Here is a 16,584-nt window from a genome sequence, read left to right on the forward strand (position 1 = left end):
TCCCAAACTATTGCGCACCTTGCGTCACCGGGGAGACGCTGCCGCTATGACGCAGACCACACACCACACCCCCGACACCGCACGGCAGGCCGACCCCTTCCCGGTCAAGGGAATGGACGCGGTCGTGTTCGCCGTGGGCAACGCCAAGCAGGCCGCGCACTACTACTCCACCGCCTTCGGCATGCGGCTGGTCGCCTACTCCGGACCGGAGCACGGCAGCCGCGAGACCGCGAGCTACGTCCTGGAGAACGGCTCCGCCCGCTTTGTGTTCACCTCGGTGATCAAGCCCGCCACCACCTGGGGCCACTTCCTCGCCGAGCATGTGGCCGCGCACGGCGACGGCGTCATCGACCTCGCCATCGAGGTCCCGGACGCGCGCACCGCGTACGCCTACGCGATCGAGCACGGCGCCCGCTCGGTGGCCGAGCCGTACGAGCTGAAGGACGAGCACGGCACGGTCGTCCTCGCCGCGATCGCCACCTACGGCGAGACCCGGCACACCCTGGTCGATCGGTCCGGCTACGACGGCCCCTACCTGCCCGGCTTCGTCGCCGCCGAGCCGATGGTCGAGCCGCCCGCCCAGCGCACGTTCCAGGCGATCGACCACTGCGTGGGCAACGTCGAGCTCGGCCGGATGAACGAGTGGGTCGGCTTCTACAACAAGGTCATGGGCTTCACGAACATGAAGGAGTTCGTGGGCGACGACATCGCCACCGAGTACAGCGCGCTGATGTCCAAGGTGGTCGCCGACGGCACGCTCAAGGTCAAGTTCCCGATCAACGAGCCCGCCATCGCCAAGAAGAAGTCCCAGATCGACGAGTACCTGGAGTTCTACGGCGGCGCGGGCGTGCAGCACATCGCGCTCAACACGGGCGACATCGTCCAGACGGTCCGTACGATGCGCGCGGCCGGCGTCCAGTTCCTGGACACGCCCGACTCGTACTACGACACGCTGGGGGAGTGGGTCGGCGAGACCCGCGTGCCGCTCGACACCCTGCGCGAGCTGAAGATCCTCGCCGACCGCGACGAGGACGGCTATCTGCTGCAGATCTTCACCAAGCCGGTCCAGGACCGCCCGACCGTCTTCTTCGAGATCATCGAGCGGCACGGCTCGATGGGCTTCGGCAAGGGCAACTTCAAGGCCCTGTTCGAGGCGATCGAGCGGGAGCAGGCCAAGCGCGGCAACCTCTGACGGCTAGGGCCTGTCGTTTGGATCAGGTCGGCTGAGAGAGACCACGCCTTTCAGCCGACCCGAGCGGGATCTGGTGCGTGCAGCTGCAAGGCGGAGGAGGGAGTCGACGCGGAGCGTCGGCGAGTGACGACAACGCGGCAGATGTGCGTGCCAGGGCCCGCGACGCCGGCGTGGTCCAAACGACAGGCCCTAAGCCTCCACGGCGCGGCCTCTGACGGCTCAGCGAGTCGCCGGAACCCCCACCTCCGGCGGCTCGCCCAGCTCTTGCAGCACCTCCCGCGCCAGCGGCGCCCACAGCGGCGAGAAGTACGGATTGATCCGCAGCGCCTCCTCCAGATGCCGCCGCGCGGGCCCGTCGAGCCCCACGGCCCGCTCGATCATCCCCCGGTGGTAGACGTACAGCGCGCTGCGTACGCCGCCGCCGTGCTCCTTGTCGGTCGCCCGCTCCGCGTACTTCAGCGCCTCCCCGTGCTGCCCCGCCTGGTGCAGCGCCCACCCCAGCGCGTCGGCCACCGCGATCCCGGGCTGCTTGCGCCACTCCGCGGTCAGCCGCCGTACCGCCTCCTCGGGATCGCCGTGATCGGCCTCGAAGCGGCCCACCACCAGCTCCTCGTCGACCCCGCCCGCGGCGGCGCTGCGGACCTGCGTGTGCAGCAGCTCGTACTGGACCTGCGCCGCCTGGTCCAGCCCCAGCGACTCGTACAGCTCGCCCAGCTCCAGCGTGTACGCCGGCGACGGCTGCTTGGCGAGCGCCGACCGGTACGCGTTCAGCGCCTCCGTCGTCCGCCCCAGCGCCGCCAGCGCGCGCCCCTGCCCGGCCTGCGCGGCCCGCTGGTCGGGATCGACGCGTACCGCTTCCTGGTAGTACCGCAGGGCCACCTCCCGGTCCCCGCGCTCCCAGGCGAGCTGCCCGGCCCGCTCCAGCCAGGCCGCCCGCTCGGCCGGCGCCTCGGCCATCGCCGCCGCGTCGGAGAGCGTGGCCGCCGCGTCCTCACGCCAGCCCCGGTCCCAGTACACGGCGGCCGACCGGGCCATCACCGCCGTACCGGAGTGCAGTCCCTGCAGCCGTTCGAGGGTGGAGCGGGCGGCCTTGTAGTCGTTCAGGCCCGTGTACGCCTCGATCAGCAGCGCGTGCGTCGTCCAGCGTCTGCGGTCCACCTTCAGCGCGGCCTCGCCCCAGGTCCGCGCCGCCCGGAAGTCCCGGCGCGCGTTCGCCAGCGCCGCCATGCCGTCCAGCGCCCGGGCGTTGCCGCGCGGCCGCACCTTCAGCGACGTACGCAGCGCCCGCTCGGCGGTCGGGTAGTGGGCGGCGTCCGCGGTCCGCCGCCCCTGCTCCACGTACGCCGCACCCAGCACCGCCCACGACCGCGCGTCGTCGGGATGCGTCCGCAGGTGCGCCCGGCGTTCGGCGATCAGCACCGCCAGATCCGGCAGCGCGGCCGGTACCCCGGCGCTGACCGCGGTCAGCGCCCGCTGTGCCGGGCCGGGCTCGGGCGGCGGACTCTGCCGTGGCTCCGGCCGCAGCAGCCACAGCAGCCCGGCGATGGGGAGGGCACCCACGAGCAGGCCGAGCAGCACGCCCATGACGAGCCGCCGGGCCCGCCGCCGCGACAGGCCCCTGCCCGCGGCCGGCTCGCCGTCGGTCCCCGTGCCGGTGCTGACGACGGTCTTCATACCGGTCTTCATGGCGCACACTGTGCGTCAGTACGACTACCTCGTTCCGGCAGGTGAAGGGTGCCGCAGACGGGGTTCACACCGATGGCCCCGGGTGACAGTCTGTGATCATGAGCCGTATCCAAGCCCCTCCCGACGAAGCGCAGGGCAACCTCACGGACCGGCTGCTGGCGGGTCTGCCGGCCGAGGCCGTCCTCACCGACCCCGACGTGACCGCCTCCTACGCCAACGACATGGCGAGCTTCTGCCCGGCCGGCACCCCGGCCGTGGTCGTGCTGCCGCGCACCGTCGAACAGGTCCAGCACATCATGCGCACCGCCACCGAGCTGCGCGTCCCGGTGGTCCCGCAGGGCGCCCGCACCGGCCTGTCGGGCGGGGCCAACGCCACCGACGGCTGCATCGTGCTGTCCCTGACGAAGATGGACCGGATCCTGGAGATCAGCGCCGTCGACCGGATCGCCGTCGTCGAACCCGGCGTCGTCAACGCCGCCCTCTCCCGCGCCGTCGGCGAACACGGCCTCTACTACCCGCCGGACCCCTCCAGTTGGGAGATGTGCACGATCGGCGGCAACATCGGCACCGCGTCGGGCGGCCTGTGCTGCGTGAAGTACGGGGTGACCGCCGAGTACGTCCTCGGCCTCGACGTCGTCCTCGCCGACGGCCGCCTGATGTCCACCGGCCGCCGCACCGCCAAGGGCGTCGCCGGGTACGACCTCACCCGCCTGTTCGTCGGCTCCGAGGGCTCCCTCGGCATCGTCGTACGGGCCGTCCTGGGCCTCCGGCCCAAGCCGCCGCAGCAGCTGGTGCTGGCCGCTGAGTTCGCCTCCGCGGCCGCCGCCTGCGACGCCGTGTGCCGGATCATGGAAGGAGGGCACGTGCCCTCCCTCCTCGAACTGATGGACCGTACGACGGTCAAGGCCGTCAACGACCTGGCCCACATGGGACTGCCGGAGACCACCGAGGCCCTCCTGCTCGCCGCCTTCGACACCCCGGACCCCGCCCCCGACCTCGCCGCCGTCGGCGCGCTGTGCGAGGCCGCCGGCGCCACCCAGGTGGTCCCCGCCGACGACGCTGCCGAGTCCGAACTGCTCCTCCAGGCGCGGCGGCTGTCGCTCACCGCGCTGGAGGCGGTCCGGGGCACCACGATGATCGACGACGTGTGCGTGCCCCGCTCCCGGCTCGGCGACCTGATCGAGGGCGTCGAGCGCATCGCCGAGAAGTACCGGCTCACCATCGGGGTCGTCGCCCACGCGGGTGACGGCAACACCCACCCGACCGTGTGCTTCGACGCCCAGGACCCCGACGAGGGCCGGCGCGCCCGCGAGTCCTTCGACGAGATCATGGCCCTCGGGCTGGAGCTCGGCGGCACGATCACCGGCGAGCACGGGGTGGGCGTACTGAAGAAGGAGTGGCTGGCGCGCGAGATCGGGCCCGTCGGGGTGGAGATGCAGCGGTCGATCAAGCAGGTGTTCGACCCGCTGGGGATCCTCAATCCCGGCAAGCTGTTCTGAGCCCTCACTCGCCTCACTGCGCGAGCAGCTGGGCCAGACCGTCGTCGATGCCGAGCTGCTCGCCCTCACTCCCCGGAGGCACCACGCGCAGCGTGCGCTCCAGCCAGGCCGACACCTGCGCCGCCGGTGCCTCCAGCAGGGCGTCTCCGTCGGGTGAACTCAGCGCCATCAGCACGACGCCGCGCCCGTTCACCTTCGAGGGCCACACCCGGACGTCTCCGTGCCCGCACGGCCGGAACACCCCCTCCACCAGCAGGTCCCGGGCGAACGTCCAGTTGACGGGGTGTTCGGAGTTGATGTGGAAGCTGATGCGGATGGCGTACGGATCGTCGGTGCGGTAGTTCAGCCGGGCCGGCACCGGGACGCCGCGCTCCGGCGACAGGACGAGTTTCAGCTCCAGTTCACGCTCCACCACGGTGTACATCTCGTGCGTCTCCCTTCGGTCGAAGGGCCCTGGGGCGGGCCCGTACGAGCCCTTGGGACGGGCCCGTACGAGGGGAGAGCGGGGGAGCGCGGGAGCATTACGCGGGTTCCGGAAATTTTTTCGTGGGCTTAGCACAACCGTGCTCGAAATGGGTGGGTCCGGCGGGACGGGGGGTGGGGGTTGCGCCGGTCTGATAGATGTGGAGGCCCCCATAACACCCCCGAGCAGATACGGGACGACGGACATGAGCGCCCCAACCCCGGCACCCGGCGACGACAGGCCCCGCGAGGGCTATTACCCGGACCCCTCCATTCCCGGATATGTCCGGTACTGGAACGGAGCCGCCTGGGTGCCGGGCACCAGCCGCCCGGCACCGGCCGACGGCGAACCGCTCGCCCCGCCGCCCGGTGTACGCCCCGCACAGCCCACCGTCGAGGAGACCGGGCCGCACTTCTTCGACGAGGACCCCGAGCCCGTACGCCAGGACACCCACGACGCCCAGCACGGCAGCCGCCCCGAGCCCGCCTCCGCGTGGGGCGCCGACCGCTCCCGGCAGTCCGGCTTCGGCGGCGACCAGGACCAGCGCGTCTCCTGGCCCGCGGCTCAGGGCTCCGATCCGCGGGTGCCCGCCGACCCGCCCGCGCAGCCCGACGGCGACGCGGCCCGCACGGACGGTACAGCCTCCATCCCGCCCACCGGCAACTCCGAGGCGGCGGCTTCCGGCAACACGTTCGTGTTCCGCCGCCCGACCGCCGAGTCGCAAGGCGCGGACGCCGGTACGCGCGGCACGGAGGGTGCCCCCGAGGACCCGGGCACGATGACGTTCCGCGCGCTCACCCCGCGCACGGGGGCGCAGGGCGGCAGCGCAGGTACGCCGGGTACGGCGGCTTCGGGTGCTCCGGCGTCGGGGCCGGTGGCCGGACCTCATGCGGCCACCTCCGGCCCGGCGGTACCCAACCAGGCCGCGTCCCCAGGCTGGACGCCCTCGCCCGGCACGCCCGCCCAGACGCCCACCGGCAACTCCGGCGGCCCCGGCTTCGGCGCCGGAAAGGCGGCCGCCGCCCGCGCCGCGGCGGCCCAGGCGCCCCCGCCCACCGTCCCGCACCAGGCCTCCGCCGCCGCCACCCCAGCCACCCCCGTCACCACGGGCTCCGGCGGCGGCCAGTCCTCCTGGGCGCAGCAGGTCCACCGCCTCGCCGGCACCGCCACCCCTGACGACCAGCCCGTCGCCCCCTGGAAGCCCCCGGTCGAGGACCCCTTCCAGGCGGCGGCGAGGCGGCAGGCCGCGGCCCGCCCCGCCGGGCTCGGCAAGCGGCTTGCCGCCCGGCTGATCGACACCCTGGTCATCGCGGGCATCACCTCGGTCGCCGCCGTACCGCTCGGCGCACAGGCCCTCGACCACATCCAGGGGAAGATCGACGAGGCCAAGCTCTCCGGCCAGACGGTCACGGTCTGGCTGCTGGACGGCACGACGTCGGCGTACCTGGCCGTCGTGGTCGCCGTGCTGCTCCTCTCCGGTGTCCTCTACGAGGCGCTGCCCACCGCCAAGTGGGGCCGCACGCTGGGCAAGAAGCTGCTCGGTCTGGAGGTGCGGGACATCGAGGCCCACGAGGCCCCGTCCTTCGGCGCGGCCCTGCGCCGCTGGCTCGTCTACAGCGTCCCCGGCCTGCTGTGCGTCGGCCTGATCGGCGTCCTGTGGTGCCTGTTCGACAAGCCGTGGCGCCAGTGCTGGCACGACAAGGCCGCACGCACGTTCGTAGCGGGGCTGAACGTTCCGTAGGAGCCGGCCGACCGCGAACGCACTCCCGCACCCGGTACTCCGGACGGCCCCTCGCCGGATGCGGACCCGCGGGGTTCGCGGTCGACTCGGGCCATGAGTACCCAACCGCCCCCCGGTTCCGGCGGGCAGCCGCCGGAGGACGATCCGTTCAAGAAGCAGCCCCCGCCCGGCGAGGGGGCCGGCTCGCCGTACGACAGGCCCCCCGAGGGCGGCGGCCCGTACGGGGGCGGCCCGTACGGGGGTGGCCCCTACGGCGGTGGCCCCTACGGCGGTGGCGAGCCCCCCGCCGACCCGCTCGCCGGTATGCCCCCGCTCGCCGACAGCGGCAAGCGCACGCTGGCCCGGCTGATCGACATGGTGCTGGTCGGCATCGTCGTCTGGCTGGTCACCTGGGGCTTCAACGTGGACGAGTACCAGGTGAACGCCGAGCGGGTCGATGTCGGCGACTCCGTGGCGCAGTCCGTCATCGCCGCCGTGCTCTACGTGGCGTACGACACGATCATGATCGCCAGGTCGGGGCAGACCCTCGGCAAGAAATGGCTGAACATGCGCGTGGCACATCTCGACAACGGAGCCACGCCTTCCGTGCAGACCTCGCTGATCCGCGCGGCGGTGCTGTGGCTTCCGTTCGCGTTCTGCTGTGCCTGTGTGTGGACCGTGATCTGCGGCGGCTGGAGCTTCTTCGACAGGCCCTACAAGCAGGGGCTGCACGACAAGGCGGCCAAGACGGTGGTGGTCAGCACCACTTGACGCCGGTCAGCAGCACGGCGGGCCCGGCACGTGAGTGCCGGGCCCGCCGTGCTGTGCGCTGTGTGTGACTGTTTCAGGAGGCGGTGGATTCCCGTACGGGCTCACGTACGGACTCCCGTACGGGCGCACGGGCCGGCGTCGCCTGCATCGGCGGCGCCATGTCGGTGACGGGCCGTTGCGCGGGCGCCGGGGTTCGCTTCGGCAGGGGCACCGTCATGGCGACCAGCAGCCCGAGCAGGAGAGCCGCGACGGCGATGACCGCGATCCCCGCACCCGAACTCGTCTGTGACAGCAGCAGCATGGCGAGCGTCGAGAAGATCACGGTGCATGAACCGTAGGCGAGCTGTGCGGCAGTCGGACGAGGCATGGCAATCGTGTCCTCGAAGAATGGGGGTGGACTCCCCCCGTGCCTCTCGCTGCGGGGGAGGGTGCGGACTGAATCTATTCGCGTGCATGCCCGAGTGGAACGAACGGTAAGCGTGACCTGACCAACAGTGCCGGTGCACAGGGGGCGCACCGAGTCATGTCGGCCACTGGATCGGCGGTCCCGCGCGCCCGCCGAACGGACCTGACCTGTTCGGTAAGCGAATCGTCATCTCCGCATAGTGCACTTGTTCTGTCCAAGTCAAGGTCTGTCTTTTCTTCCAAACCTCTAGTCAAATGTCGGCACTTGACTACACGCGTTGATCACGCGTGCGCGGACCCAGCACGTCCCTGACCCTCCATCCGCGCACGTGCACGCGGGGGAGGAACTCAAGTGACCAGTAGATCCTGGACGTTCAGAGCGGCGGCCACCGCCGTCGCGCTGGCCGCGGCCACCGCCACGATCTCGGGCTTCACCGTGGCCCAGGCCGACTCGGGCGGTACACCGGCCAAGGCGCCCGCCGCCGACCGGCACGACCCGGCATCGCCGGAGAACCACAAAGAGCACCCGCACGACCTGGAAGGCCCGCTGAGCAAGACTCAGGAGGCCCAGCGCCAAGAGGCGCTGAACCAGGTCATATCCGGCAAGGCCTCGGTCAAGAACCGTGACGGCTCGAAGGTGGTTGAGCTCAAGAGCCGCAAGGGCGACAGCAAGTACGTCGAACTCGGCCGGGAGAAGACGGACAAGATCTTCACCATCCTGGTCGAGTTCGGCGACCAGATCGACAGCCGGTACGGCGGCACCCCCGGCCCGCTGCACAACCAGATCGCCAAGCCGGACCGCCGGCAGGACAACAGCACGGCCTGGCAGGCGGACTACAACCGCGAGCACTTCGAGGACCTCTACTTCGGCGAGGGCACCGCCTCGATGAAGACCTACTACGAGAAGCAGTCCTCGGGCCGCTACTCGATCGAGGGCGAGGTCTCCGACTGGGTCAAGGTGCCCTACAACGAGGCCCGTTACGGCTCCAACAAGTGCGTCCCCGACAACTGCGCCTGGTACGCGGTGCAGGACGGCGTCAACGCGTGGGTCGACCAGCAGAAGGCAGCTGGTAGGACCGAGGCGGAGATCAAGGCCAAGCTCGCCGAGTACGACCAGTGGGACCGCTACGACTTCGACGGCGACGGCGACTTCAACGAGCGCGACGGCTACATCGACCACTTCCAGGTCGTGCACGCCGGTGAGGACGAGTCCGCGGGCGGCGGCGCGCAGGGCGAGGACGCGATCTGGGCCCACCGCTGGTACGCGTTCGGCACCGACGCCGGCGCCACCGGCCCCGACGGCAACAAGCTCGGCGGCACGCAGATCGGCGACTCCGGCATCTGGGTCGGCGACTACACCATCCAGCCGGAGAACGGCGGACTCGGCGTCTTCGCCCACGAGTACGGCCACGACCTCGGCCTGCCGGACCACTACGACACCGCCGGCGGCGAGAACTCCACCGGCTTCTGGACGCTGATGTCGTCCGGCTCCTGGCTCGGCACCGGCCGCAACCAGATCGGCGACCTGCCGGGCGACATGACCGCCTGGGACAAGCTCCAGCTGGGCTGGCTGAACTACGACACCGCCAAGGCGGGCGTCAACTCCTGGCACAAGCTGGGCGTTGCCGAGTACAACACCAAGCACAAGCAGGCGCTGGTCGTCCAGCTCCCGAAGAAGGCGGTCACCACCGAGATCGTCCCGCCCGCCGAGGGCAGCACCCAGTGGTGGAGCGGCAGCGGTGACAACCTCAAGAACACGCTGACGCGTTCGGTCGACCTCACCGGCAAGTCCTCCGCCGAGCTGACCTTCGACGGCTGGTACGACATCGAGGCCGACTACGACTACCTCTACACCGAGGTCTCGACCGACGGCGGCGCCAACTGGACCGCCATCGACGGCACGGTGGACGGCCGGCCGATCCCGCGCGACGGCAGCGACAAGCCCGCCCTGCACGGCACGCTCGACGGCTACCAGAAGCTCGCGTACTCGCTCGACGCCTACGCCGGCCAGAAGATCGACCTCCGCTTCCGCTACCAGACCGACGGCGGCGTGGCCCAGAAGGGCTTCACGGCCGACGGGATCACGGTGACGGCGGACGGCGCGCCCGTCTTCTCCGACAACGCCGAGAGCGCGGACGCCGCCTGGACGGCCACCGGCTTCTCCCGCGTCGGCGCGTCCTTCACCAAGGACTACGCGCAGTACTACATCGCCGAGAACCGGCAGTACGTGTCGTACGACAAGACGCTGAAGGTGGGCCCGTACAACTTCGGCTTCACGGAGCGCCCGGACTGGGTGGAGCACTACGCGTACCAGACCGGCCTGTTGATCTGGAAGTGGGACACCTCCCAGGCGGACAACAACACCAGCCAGCACCCGGGCACCGGTCTGATCCTGCCGATCGACTCCCACCCGACCGCCCTGAAGTGGGCCGACGGCACGCTGATGCGCAACCGCATCCAGTCCTACGACGCGCCGTTCAGCCGCTACCGCACCGACGGCATGACGCTGCACAAGTCGGACGTGGCGAAGTACATCCCGGGGTCGAAGGGCGTCTCGGTCTTCAACGACCGCACCAGTGACTACTACGACGAGTCGAACCCCACCGGCGGCGTCAAGATCACTGACACCAACACGAAGATCAAGATCCTCAAGGAGGCCAGCAACGGCTCGACGATCGAGCTGGAGGTCGGCCCCGCGCGTAGGTAAATAGCATCTGCGCAGGTCAGAGCGTGTTCGGCGGTGGCCCCCTGGCGGGTCACCGCCGATCCGTGCTTAGGTGCGTCCTGTGGTTCTCTTATTGACACCGGACGACACGGGGGTATGACCGCATGGCCGCAGGAGGTTTCTGCAAGCTGCCGAACGGCACGGTGGTGGTGGCGCTGAACCTGCCCAGCCCCGCAGCCGACGGCCCGGCCGGAGTGCGTGTCCTGGTGCACGCCCAGAACCGTGCCCGCGCCCTCACCCGGCTGCGCAACCTCGGCCTGCGCGCGGTCTACCTCCGCGGCAACGCCGCCCCGCCGACCCCGGACGAGATCACCGCGGTCCTGCACCACCCGGACGGCCTGATATGGCGCACGGCCCCCGACACGACGCTCGGCGGCCCCGAGCTGGTTCAGGAGCTGTGGCACCCCATCCGCGCTCTGCTGCGCCGCCCGACCGCCCAGATGTGAGCCCGTGAGCCCGGGCCCGCCCGGAGGTGCCCCGGGGCGGGCTCAGACGACGGGCTTCCCGGACAGCTCCACGCCCGCCTCCCGCAGCTCCTCCAGCGCCCGCTCCGTGGTCTCCTCGGCGACGCCGGCCGTGAGGTCCAGCAGGACGTGGGTGCGGAAGCCCTCGCGGACGGCGTCCAGGGCGGTCGCCCGTACGCAGTGGTCGGTCGCGATGCCGACCACGTCCACCTCGTCGATCTGCCGCTCCCGCAGCCAGTCGGCCAGCGGCACCCCGTTCTCGTCGACCCCCTCGAAACCGCTGTACGCCGCCGCGTACGCGCCCTTGTCGAAGACCGCGTCGATCGAGCCGGAGGCGACGGCCGGGGCGAAGTTCGGGTGGAAGCCGACCCCTTCCGTGCCCGCGACGCAGTGCGCGGGCCAGGAGTGCACGAAGTCGGGGTTGTCCGCGAAGTGACCCCCGGGCGCGATGTGGTGGTCACGGGTCGCCACCACATGGCGGTACCCGGCGGGGGCCTGCCCGATCAGCTCGGTGATCGCGGCGGCCACATCGGCACCCCCGGCCACCGGGAGGCTGCCCCCCTCGCAGAAATCGTTCTGCACGTCTACGACGATCAAGGCGCGGCGCATGGTCGGTGTCCTTCGGCTATGGGGTCTCGCGGCTGTGGGTCTCGGCGGTTCGGTACGGGTCGGTGCGGAGCCTGGTGCTGAGGGGGCGCGGGCCCGGGCCGGTGCGTGAACCTGAACCTCCGAGCCTAGAGACTTCCGGTGCCCAAGGGGAGGGGGCACCGCGGGGCGCACGGCGGGCGCCCCCTGGGCTTGCGCTAGCCGCCCGTGCCCCCGGTGGCGTACTCCGTCGGGATGACGGGTTCCCCGCGCGAGAGCTGTGTAGCGGACAGCGGCAGGTTGGCGCGGGCGGTGATGTGCCGTTCGCGGGGGGCGTCGAGCGGCTCGCGGGCGACCACCTCGCCGCCCTTGACCAGCTCCACCAGCAGCTGCCGGTCGACCAGCTCGGCCGGGACGGGCCCGGTGCCGACCACCTGGGCCTCGGCCACGCCCTGCTCGTCCAGCCGGCGCGCGGCCCACTTGCGGCCGCCGATGGATATCTTGCCGCCGGTCGACTTCTTCGCCACCGGCACCAGCGGCGCCTTCGGATCGGCGGACTCGGCGCGGGCGACCAGCTTGTAGACCATGGAACAGGTGGGATGTCCCGAGCCGGTGACCAGCTGGGTGCCGACGCCGTACGCGTCCACCGGCGCCGCCGCCAGCGAGGCGATGGCGTACTCGTCGAGGTCGGAGGTCACGATGATCCTCGTGTTCGTCGCCCCCAGCTCGTCCAGCTGCTGCCGCACCCGGTGCGCGACCAGCAGCAGGTCGCCGGAGTCGATCCGCACGGCTCCCAGCTCGGGACCGGCGACCTCCACCGCCGTACGGACGGCCTCCGCGACGTCGTACGTGTCCACCAGCAGGGTCGTCCCCCGGCCCATGGTGTTGACCTGGGCCTGGAAGGCGTCGCGCTCCCGGTCGTGGAGCAGGGTGAAGGCGTGGGCGGAGGTGCCCACCGTCGGGATCCCGTAGCGGAAACCGGCGGCCAGGTCGGAGGTGGAGGCGAAGCCGCCGACGTACGCGGCCCGGGCGGCGGCGACCGCGGCGAGCTCGTGGGTGCGGCGGGCGCCCATCTCGATCAGCGGGCGGTCTCCGGCGGCCGAGGACATCCGGGAGGCGGCCGCGGCGATCGCGGAGTCGTGGTTGAGGATGGACAGGATCACGGTCTCCAGCAGCACGCACTCGGCGAAGCTGCCCTCGACCCGCATGATCGGCGAGCCCGGGAAGTACACCTCGCCCTCGGGGTAGCCCCAGATGTCGCCGGAGAAGCGGTAGTCGGCGAGCCAGTCGAGGGTCTCCTCGCCGACGATGCCGCGCTCGCGCAGGAAGCGCAGGACGCCCGCGTCGAAGCGGAAGTTCTCGACGGCGTCCAGGACCCGGCCGGTCCCGGCCACCACGCCGTACCGCCGCCCCTCCGGCAGCCGCCGGGTGAAGACCTCGAAGACACTGCGCCGCCCGGCGGTGCCGGCCTTCAGTGCGGCCTGGAGCATCGTCAGCTCGTACTGGTCCGTGAAGAGGGCGGTCGAGGGGACGTCCACCGGCAGCCCAAGCTCCGCTGTGTTCATGGCAACCGATGCTACATCCCATTTCGTCAGTGTGACGATTTGTGGGGCCCATGGCAGCATGGGAGTTGTGACGTCAGCCGCTCCCATCGAGATCGAACGCACCGAATCGGCGGAGGAGGTCTCTGCCGTACCCGAGCCGGACGTCCCCTGGGTCACGATCGTCCACAACGACCCGGTCAACCTGATGAGCTATGTGACGTACGTCTTCCAGTCGTACTTCGGCTACTCCAAGGACAAGGCCACCAAGCTCATGCTCGACGTCCACCACAAGGGCCGGGCGGTCGTCTCCAGCGGGAGCCGCGAGGAGATGGAACGCGACGTGCAGGCCATGCACGGCTACGGTCTGTGGGCCACCCTCCAGCAGGACCGGAAGTAGCGAATCGCCTTGCCAGGAACCTTCGAACCGCTCCCCGGCGGCGGCGCGGCCGTCGCCCTCGACGACGTCGAGATCTCCATCATCCGGTCGCTGGCCGTCCAGCTGCTGGAACTCATCGGCCCCGGCCCCGGCGAGGACGCCCCCGCCGACCCGCTGGCCGAGCTGTTCGCCGAGGGCCCCAGCGAACCGCCCTCCGACCCGGTGCTCCGGCGCCTGTTCCCGGACGCCTACAGCGACCCCGAGCAGCCGGCGCAGGACGAGGAGCAGCAGGCGCACTCCGCCGAGTTCCGCCGCTACACCGAGAACGACCTGCGGGCCGGCAAGCGCGAGAACGCCCTCGCGGTGATCCGCTCGCTGGACGAGCTGGCCTCCGCCGGGGACGGCGGGGCGGTCCTGGAGCTGACGCCGGAGCAGTCCCAGCAGTGGCTCGGCGCCCTCAACGACCTGCGCCTGGCGATCGGCTCCCGGCTGGAGATCGTCGACGAGGACGACACCGACCTGCTCTACCGGCTCCCCGACGAGGACCCGCGCAAGCCGATGGTGATGGCGTACCTCTGGCTGGGCGGGCTGCAGGAGACATTGGTCTCCACCCTTATGCCGTGATTTCTCCCGCCTTGTGAAGGCGATGTGTTCGCTCAGCGGACGCTCAAATCCGGATAACGATCTCGTCACCGCTACGGCCGCTTATGGGTCCGTAGGGTGGCGTTTGTCCACTTCTCCCTGTGCCGTGCGCCACATGTCGTACGGCCGATCCGTGTTGCGCCCGTGATAAATCTTCACGACCGCCCGGCGAACACCACCCTTATGTCGCGCCGGGTGCGCCACCGAGCCGGCGACCGCCGGCCAGGCACGAGGGGCCTTGGGAGGGCCACTCAACTCCATCAATCCGGGGGGATCGAAACCCGATCCGAGGCCGACGAGAGGCCCGGGTCGGCATGGAGAAAGGCGCACAACACATGGCCTCTGAGAAGGTCACCGACGCTCCTGAAGAGGGATACGAGCGCGGGCTCGGCAGCCGTCAGGTCCAGATGATCGCGATCGGCGGCGCGATCGGCGTCGGGCTCTTCCTGGGTGCCGGGGCGAACATCGCCAAGGCCGGCCCCAGCCTCATCCTGATGTACGCCCTCGCCGGCGTGATCATCTTCTTCATCATGCGGGCGCTCGGCGAGCTCCTGCTCTACCGCCCGGTCTCGGGCTCCTTCGCGGAGTACTCCCGCGAATTCCTCGGCCCGTTCTTCGGTTACTTCACCGGCTGGACGTACTGGCTGATGTGGGTCGTCACGGGCATGGCGGAGCTGACCGCCGCCGCGATCTACGTCAACTACTGGTTCCCGTCGATCCCGCAGTGGGTGACGGCCCTGGTCTTCCTGGTGATCCTGTTCGGGGTCAACCTGATCTCCGTGAAGCTCTTCGGCGAGCTGGAGTTCTGGTTCTCGATGGTCAAGGTCACCGCCATCATCGGCATGATCGTCATCGGCCTCGGCGTGCTCACCTTCGGCTTCAGCAACGCCGGTGACACCGCCGCAGTCTCCAACCTGTGGGCCTTCGACGGCTTCTTCCCCAAGGGCATCGGCTCCTCCCTGATGACCCTGCAGGGCGTCATGTTCGCCTACCTCGCCGTCGAGCTGGTCGGTGTCACGGCCGGTGAGTCCGAGAACCCGGAGAAGACCCTCCCCAAGGCGATCAACACCCTGCCCTGGCGCATCGCCCTGTTCTACGTCGGTGCCCTCACCGTCATCCTGTGCGTGGTCAAGTGGACCGAGTTCGCGGGGGGCGCCAGCCCGTTCGTGAAGGCGTTCGCGGTGATCGGCATCCCGGCGGGCGCGGCCATCGTCAACTTCGTCGTGCTGACCGCGGCCCTGTCGTCCTGCAACTCCGGCATGTACTCCACGGGCCGCATGCTGCGCAACCTCGCCGAGAGCGGCGAGGCCCCCAGGGTCTTCACGCGCCTGTCGGCCACCAAGACCCCGGCCCTCGGCATCTTCGTCTCGGTCCTCTTCATGGGCATCGGCGTGGTCCTGAACTACATCGTCCCGGAGAAGGCCTTCGGCTACGTCACCTCCGTCGCCACCGGCGCCGGCATCTGGACCTGGCTGATGATCCTGATCAGCCACGTCCTGTACCGCCGCGCCGTCGAGGCCGGGCGCCTGCCAGCCTCCTCCTTCCCGGCGCCGGGCGGCTCGGTGTGCTCGTACATCGCCATCGCGTTCCTGCTCTTCGTCACCGTCCTCATCGCGATCGACAAGGACGCCAGGATCAGCCTGTACGTGATGGCCGGCTGGTCGGCCGCCCTGGCCATCGGCTGGGCGATCCTCAAGACCCGCAACCCGCAGGTCACCGAGCGCCGCACGGCGGAGTTCGAGAAGGTCGGCTGACCAACGCCGAGGACGTCCGGCGGCAGGGAGTACTCGTGGCACCCCCTGCCGCCGCCGCTCAGGACGTCCGGCATGTGGGCCGTCCCGTACCACCCCTCGGTACGGGACGGCCCTTCTGCTTATCCTGACCGTCATGCTGACCATCACCCAGGCCCTGTACGACCAGATCGTCGCCCACGCGCGCGAGGACCACCCCGACGAGGCGTGCGGCGTGGTCGCGGGCCCCGTGGGCGAGGGCCGCCCCGAGCGCTTCGTCCCGATGCTCAACGCCGCCCGCTCGCCCACGTTCTACGAGTTCGACTCCGGCGATCTGCTCAAGCTCTACCGCGAGATGGACGACCGCGACGAGGAGCCGGTGATCATCTACCACTCGCACACGGCGACCGAGGCCTACCCGTCCCGCACGGACATCTCCTACGCCAACGAGCCCGGCGCGCACTACGTCCTCGTCTCCACCGCGGACACCGACGGCCTCGGCGACTTCCAGTTCCGTTCCTTCCGGATCGTCGACGGCGAGGTGACGGAGGAGGAGGTCAAGGTCGTGGAGGCCTACTGATCCCGGGATTCGGTCAGAATTCATCCACTATCCGAGATCACATTCCGGGAGCCGGACCGGGAATCGATACGATGAGCCCATGGTTTTCCTCGACGTGAGCGACAAGACGCCGGGCACGCTGCTCGTGGCGCGGCTGCACGTCGACCTGTGCAGGCTCGCCAGCGCCATCTGTTGACGCCGACCCCTGCCGCCGTACGGCCGT

At 70.5% G+C, this 16,584-nt stretch carries 16 protein-coding genes; 11 read left to right on the forward strand and 5 right to left on the reverse strand.

Going from position 1 to position 16,584, the window contains the following annotated elements:
* The first annotated feature begins 46 nt into the window (after positions 1–46).
* The gene (gene hppD, locus HJD23_RS26085) at positions 47–1,192 is read left to right on the forward strand and encodes a 4-hydroxyphenylpyruvate dioxygenase (protein WP_171114123.1); all 1,146 of its coding nucleotides are present in this window, start codon (positions 47–49) and stop codon (positions 1,190–1,192) included.
* A 219-nt stretch (positions 1,193–1,411) separates the two neighbouring features.
* Here the strand turns inward: hppD and HJD23_RS26090 are convergent, their stop codons facing one another.
* Positions 1,412–2,776, reverse strand: coding sequence for a tetratricopeptide repeat protein (locus HJD23_RS26090; protein ID WP_171118762.1), 1,365 nt, complete (start codon positions 2,774–2,776; stop codon positions 1,412–1,414).
* A 194-nt stretch (positions 2,777–2,970) separates the two neighbouring features.
* On the opposite strand from HJD23_RS26090, the gene HJD23_RS26095 reads away from it, so the two are divergent.
* Positions 2,971–4,377, forward strand: a complete 1,407-nt coding sequence (locus HJD23_RS26095; protein ID WP_171114122.1) for an FAD-linked oxidase C-terminal domain-containing protein — start codon at positions 2,971–2,973, stop codon at positions 4,375–4,377.
* A gap of 13 nt (positions 4,378–4,390) precedes the next feature.
* On the opposite strand, the gene HJD23_RS26100 is transcribed toward HJD23_RS26095, so the two are convergent.
* On the reverse strand, positions 4,391–4,801 hold the full coding sequence (locus tag HJD23_RS26100) for an SsgA family sporulation/cell division regulator (RefSeq protein ID WP_171114121.1): 411 nt from the start codon (positions 4,799–4,801) through the stop codon (positions 4,391–4,393).
* A 244-nt stretch (positions 4,802–5,045) separates the two neighbouring features.
* Between HJD23_RS26100 and HJD23_RS26105 the strand changes: the two genes are divergently transcribed.
* Complete coding sequence (locus tag HJD23_RS26105) at positions 5,046–6,581, forward strand: RDD family protein (protein ID WP_171114120.1); 1,536 nt, start codon at positions 5,046–5,048, stop codon at positions 6,579–6,581.
* A gap of 93 nt (positions 6,582–6,674) precedes the next feature.
* Positions 6,675–7,331, forward strand: coding sequence for an RDD family protein (locus HJD23_RS26110; RefSeq protein WP_171134080.1), 657 nt, complete (start codon positions 6,675–6,677; stop codon positions 7,329–7,331).
* Between the two features lie 73 nt (positions 7,332–7,404).
* Here HJD23_RS26110 and HJD23_RS26115 read toward each other — a convergent pair whose 3' ends face one another.
* A complete protein-coding gene (locus tag HJD23_RS26115) occupies positions 7,405–7,698 on the reverse strand; it encodes a hypothetical protein (RefSeq protein ID WP_171114119.1) in 294 nt (97 codons plus the stop codon).
* Positions 7,699–8,088: 390 nt separating this feature from the next.
* Between HJD23_RS26115 and HJD23_RS26120 the strand changes: the two genes are divergently transcribed.
* Positions 8,089–10,443 carry an immune inhibitor A domain-containing protein gene (locus tag HJD23_RS26120; RefSeq protein WP_171114118.1) on the forward strand — a complete coding sequence of 785 codons (2,355 nt, stop codon included), beginning with the start codon at positions 8,089–8,091 and terminating at the stop codon, positions 10,441–10,443.
* A gap of 122 nt (positions 10,444–10,565) precedes the next feature.
* The gene (locus HJD23_RS26125; RefSeq protein ID WP_171114117.1) at positions 10,566–10,907 is read left to right on the forward strand and encodes a hypothetical protein; all 342 of its coding nucleotides are present in this window, start codon (positions 10,566–10,568) and stop codon (positions 10,905–10,907) included.
* Positions 10,908–10,949: 42 nt separating this feature from the next.
* Here HJD23_RS26125 and HJD23_RS26130 read toward each other — a convergent pair whose 3' ends face one another.
* Together HJD23_RS26130 and HJD23_RS26135 are read right to left on the reverse strand one after the other, a co-directional pair.
* The gene (locus HJD23_RS26130) at positions 10,950–11,534 is read right to left on the reverse strand and encodes a nicotinamidase (RefSeq protein WP_141314021.1); all 585 of its coding nucleotides are present in this window, start codon (positions 11,532–11,534) and stop codon (positions 10,950–10,952) included.
* A 194-nt stretch (positions 11,535–11,728) separates the two neighbouring features.
* The gene (locus tag HJD23_RS26135; protein WP_171114116.1) at positions 11,729–13,075 is read right to left on the reverse strand and encodes a nicotinate phosphoribosyltransferase; all 1,347 of its coding nucleotides are present in this window, start codon (positions 13,073–13,075) and stop codon (positions 11,729–11,731) included.
* Between the two features lie 58 nt (positions 13,076–13,133).
* On the opposite strand from HJD23_RS26135, the gene clpS reads away from it, so the two are divergent.
* The 5 genes from clpS (at position 13,134) to HJD23_RS45045 (ending at position 16,557) form a co-directional block, all read left to right on the forward strand.
* Entirely contained in the window at positions 13,134–13,451 is a 318-nt protein-coding gene (gene clpS / locus HJD23_RS26140; protein WP_141314019.1) for an ATP-dependent Clp protease adapter ClpS, read from the forward strand.
* A gap of 9 nt (positions 13,452–13,460) precedes the next feature.
* A complete protein-coding gene (locus HJD23_RS26145) occupies positions 13,461–14,054 on the forward strand; it encodes a DUF2017 domain-containing protein (RefSeq protein ID WP_171114115.1) in 594 nt (197 codons plus the stop codon).
* 353 nt (positions 14,055–14,407) lie between these two features.
* Positions 14,408–15,826 (forward strand): amino acid permease, encoded by a 1,419-nt coding sequence (locus HJD23_RS26150; protein WP_232108291.1) that lies wholly within the window; start codon positions 14,408–14,410, stop codon positions 15,824–15,826.
* Between the two features lie 133 nt (positions 15,827–15,959).
* Positions 15,960–16,382 (forward strand): M67 family metallopeptidase, encoded by a 423-nt coding sequence (locus HJD23_RS26155; RefSeq protein WP_171114113.1) that lies wholly within the window; start codon positions 15,960–15,962, stop codon positions 16,380–16,382.
* Between the two features lie 79 nt (positions 16,383–16,461).
* Entirely contained in the window at positions 16,462–16,557 is a 96-nt protein-coding gene (locus tag HJD23_RS45045) for a putative leader peptide (RefSeq protein ID WP_322734600.1), read from the forward strand.
* Positions 16,558–16,584 lie beyond the last annotated feature (27 nt).

Origin of the sequence: Streptomyces sp. Z423-1 (assembly GCF_013009255.1) — a bacterium.
GTDB classification, from domain to species: domain Bacteria; phylum Actinomycetota; class Actinomycetes; order Streptomycetales; family Streptomycetaceae; genus Streptomyces; species Streptomyces gossypiisoli.

What these genes read in the sequence shown, in the direction of transcription:
- HJD23_RS26130 (WP_141314021.1), bottom strand. Translation starts at nt 11,534, where the DNA reads ATGCGCCGCGCCTTGATCGTCGTAGACGTGCAGAACGATTTCTGCGAG.
- HJD23_RS26105 (WP_171114120.1), top strand. Translation starts at nt 5,046, where the DNA reads ATGAGCGCCCCAACCCCGGCACCCGGCGACGACAGGCCCCGCGAGGGC.
- hppD (WP_171114123.1), top strand. Translation starts at nt 47, where the DNA reads ATGACGCAGACCACACACCACACCCCCGACACCGCACGGCAGGCCGAC.
- HJD23_RS26090 (WP_171118762.1), bottom strand. Translation starts at nt 2,776, where the DNA reads ATGGGCGTGCTGCTCGGCCTGCTCGTGGGTGCCCTCCCCATCGCCGGG.
- HJD23_RS26135 (WP_171114116.1), bottom strand. Translation starts at nt 13,075, where the DNA reads ATGAACACAGCGGAGCTTGGGCTGCCGGTGGACGTCCCCTCGACCGCC.
- HJD23_RS26100 (WP_171114121.1), bottom strand. Translation starts at nt 4,801, where the DNA reads ATGTACACCGTGGTGGAGCGTGAACTGGAGCTGAAACTCGTCCTGTCG.
- HJD23_RS26125 (WP_171114117.1), top strand. Translation starts at nt 10,566, where the DNA reads ATGGCCGCAGGAGGTTTCTGCAAGCTGCCGAACGGCACGGTGGTGGTG.
- HJD23_RS26150 (WP_232108291.1), top strand. Translation starts at nt 14,408, where the DNA reads ATGGCCTCTGAGAAGGTCACCGACGCTCCTGAAGAGGGATACGAGCGC.
- HJD23_RS26155 (WP_171114113.1), top strand. Translation starts at nt 15,960, where the DNA reads ATGCTGACCATCACCCAGGCCCTGTACGACCAGATCGTCGCCCACGCG.
- HJD23_RS26115 (WP_171114119.1), bottom strand. Translation starts at nt 7,698, where the DNA reads ATGCCTCGTCCGACTGCCGCACAGCTCGCCTACGGTTCATGCACCGTG.
- clpS (WP_141314019.1), top strand. Translation starts at nt 13,134, where the DNA reads ATGGGAGTTGTGACGTCAGCCGCTCCCATCGAGATCGAACGCACCGAA.
- HJD23_RS26110 (WP_171134080.1), top strand. Translation starts at nt 6,675, where the DNA reads ATGAGTACCCAACCGCCCCCCGGTTCCGGCGGGCAGCCGCCGGAGGAC.
- HJD23_RS45045 (WP_322734600.1), top strand. Translation starts at nt 16,462, where the DNA reads ATGGTTTTCCTCGACGTGAGCGACAAGACGCCGGGCACGCTGCTCGTG.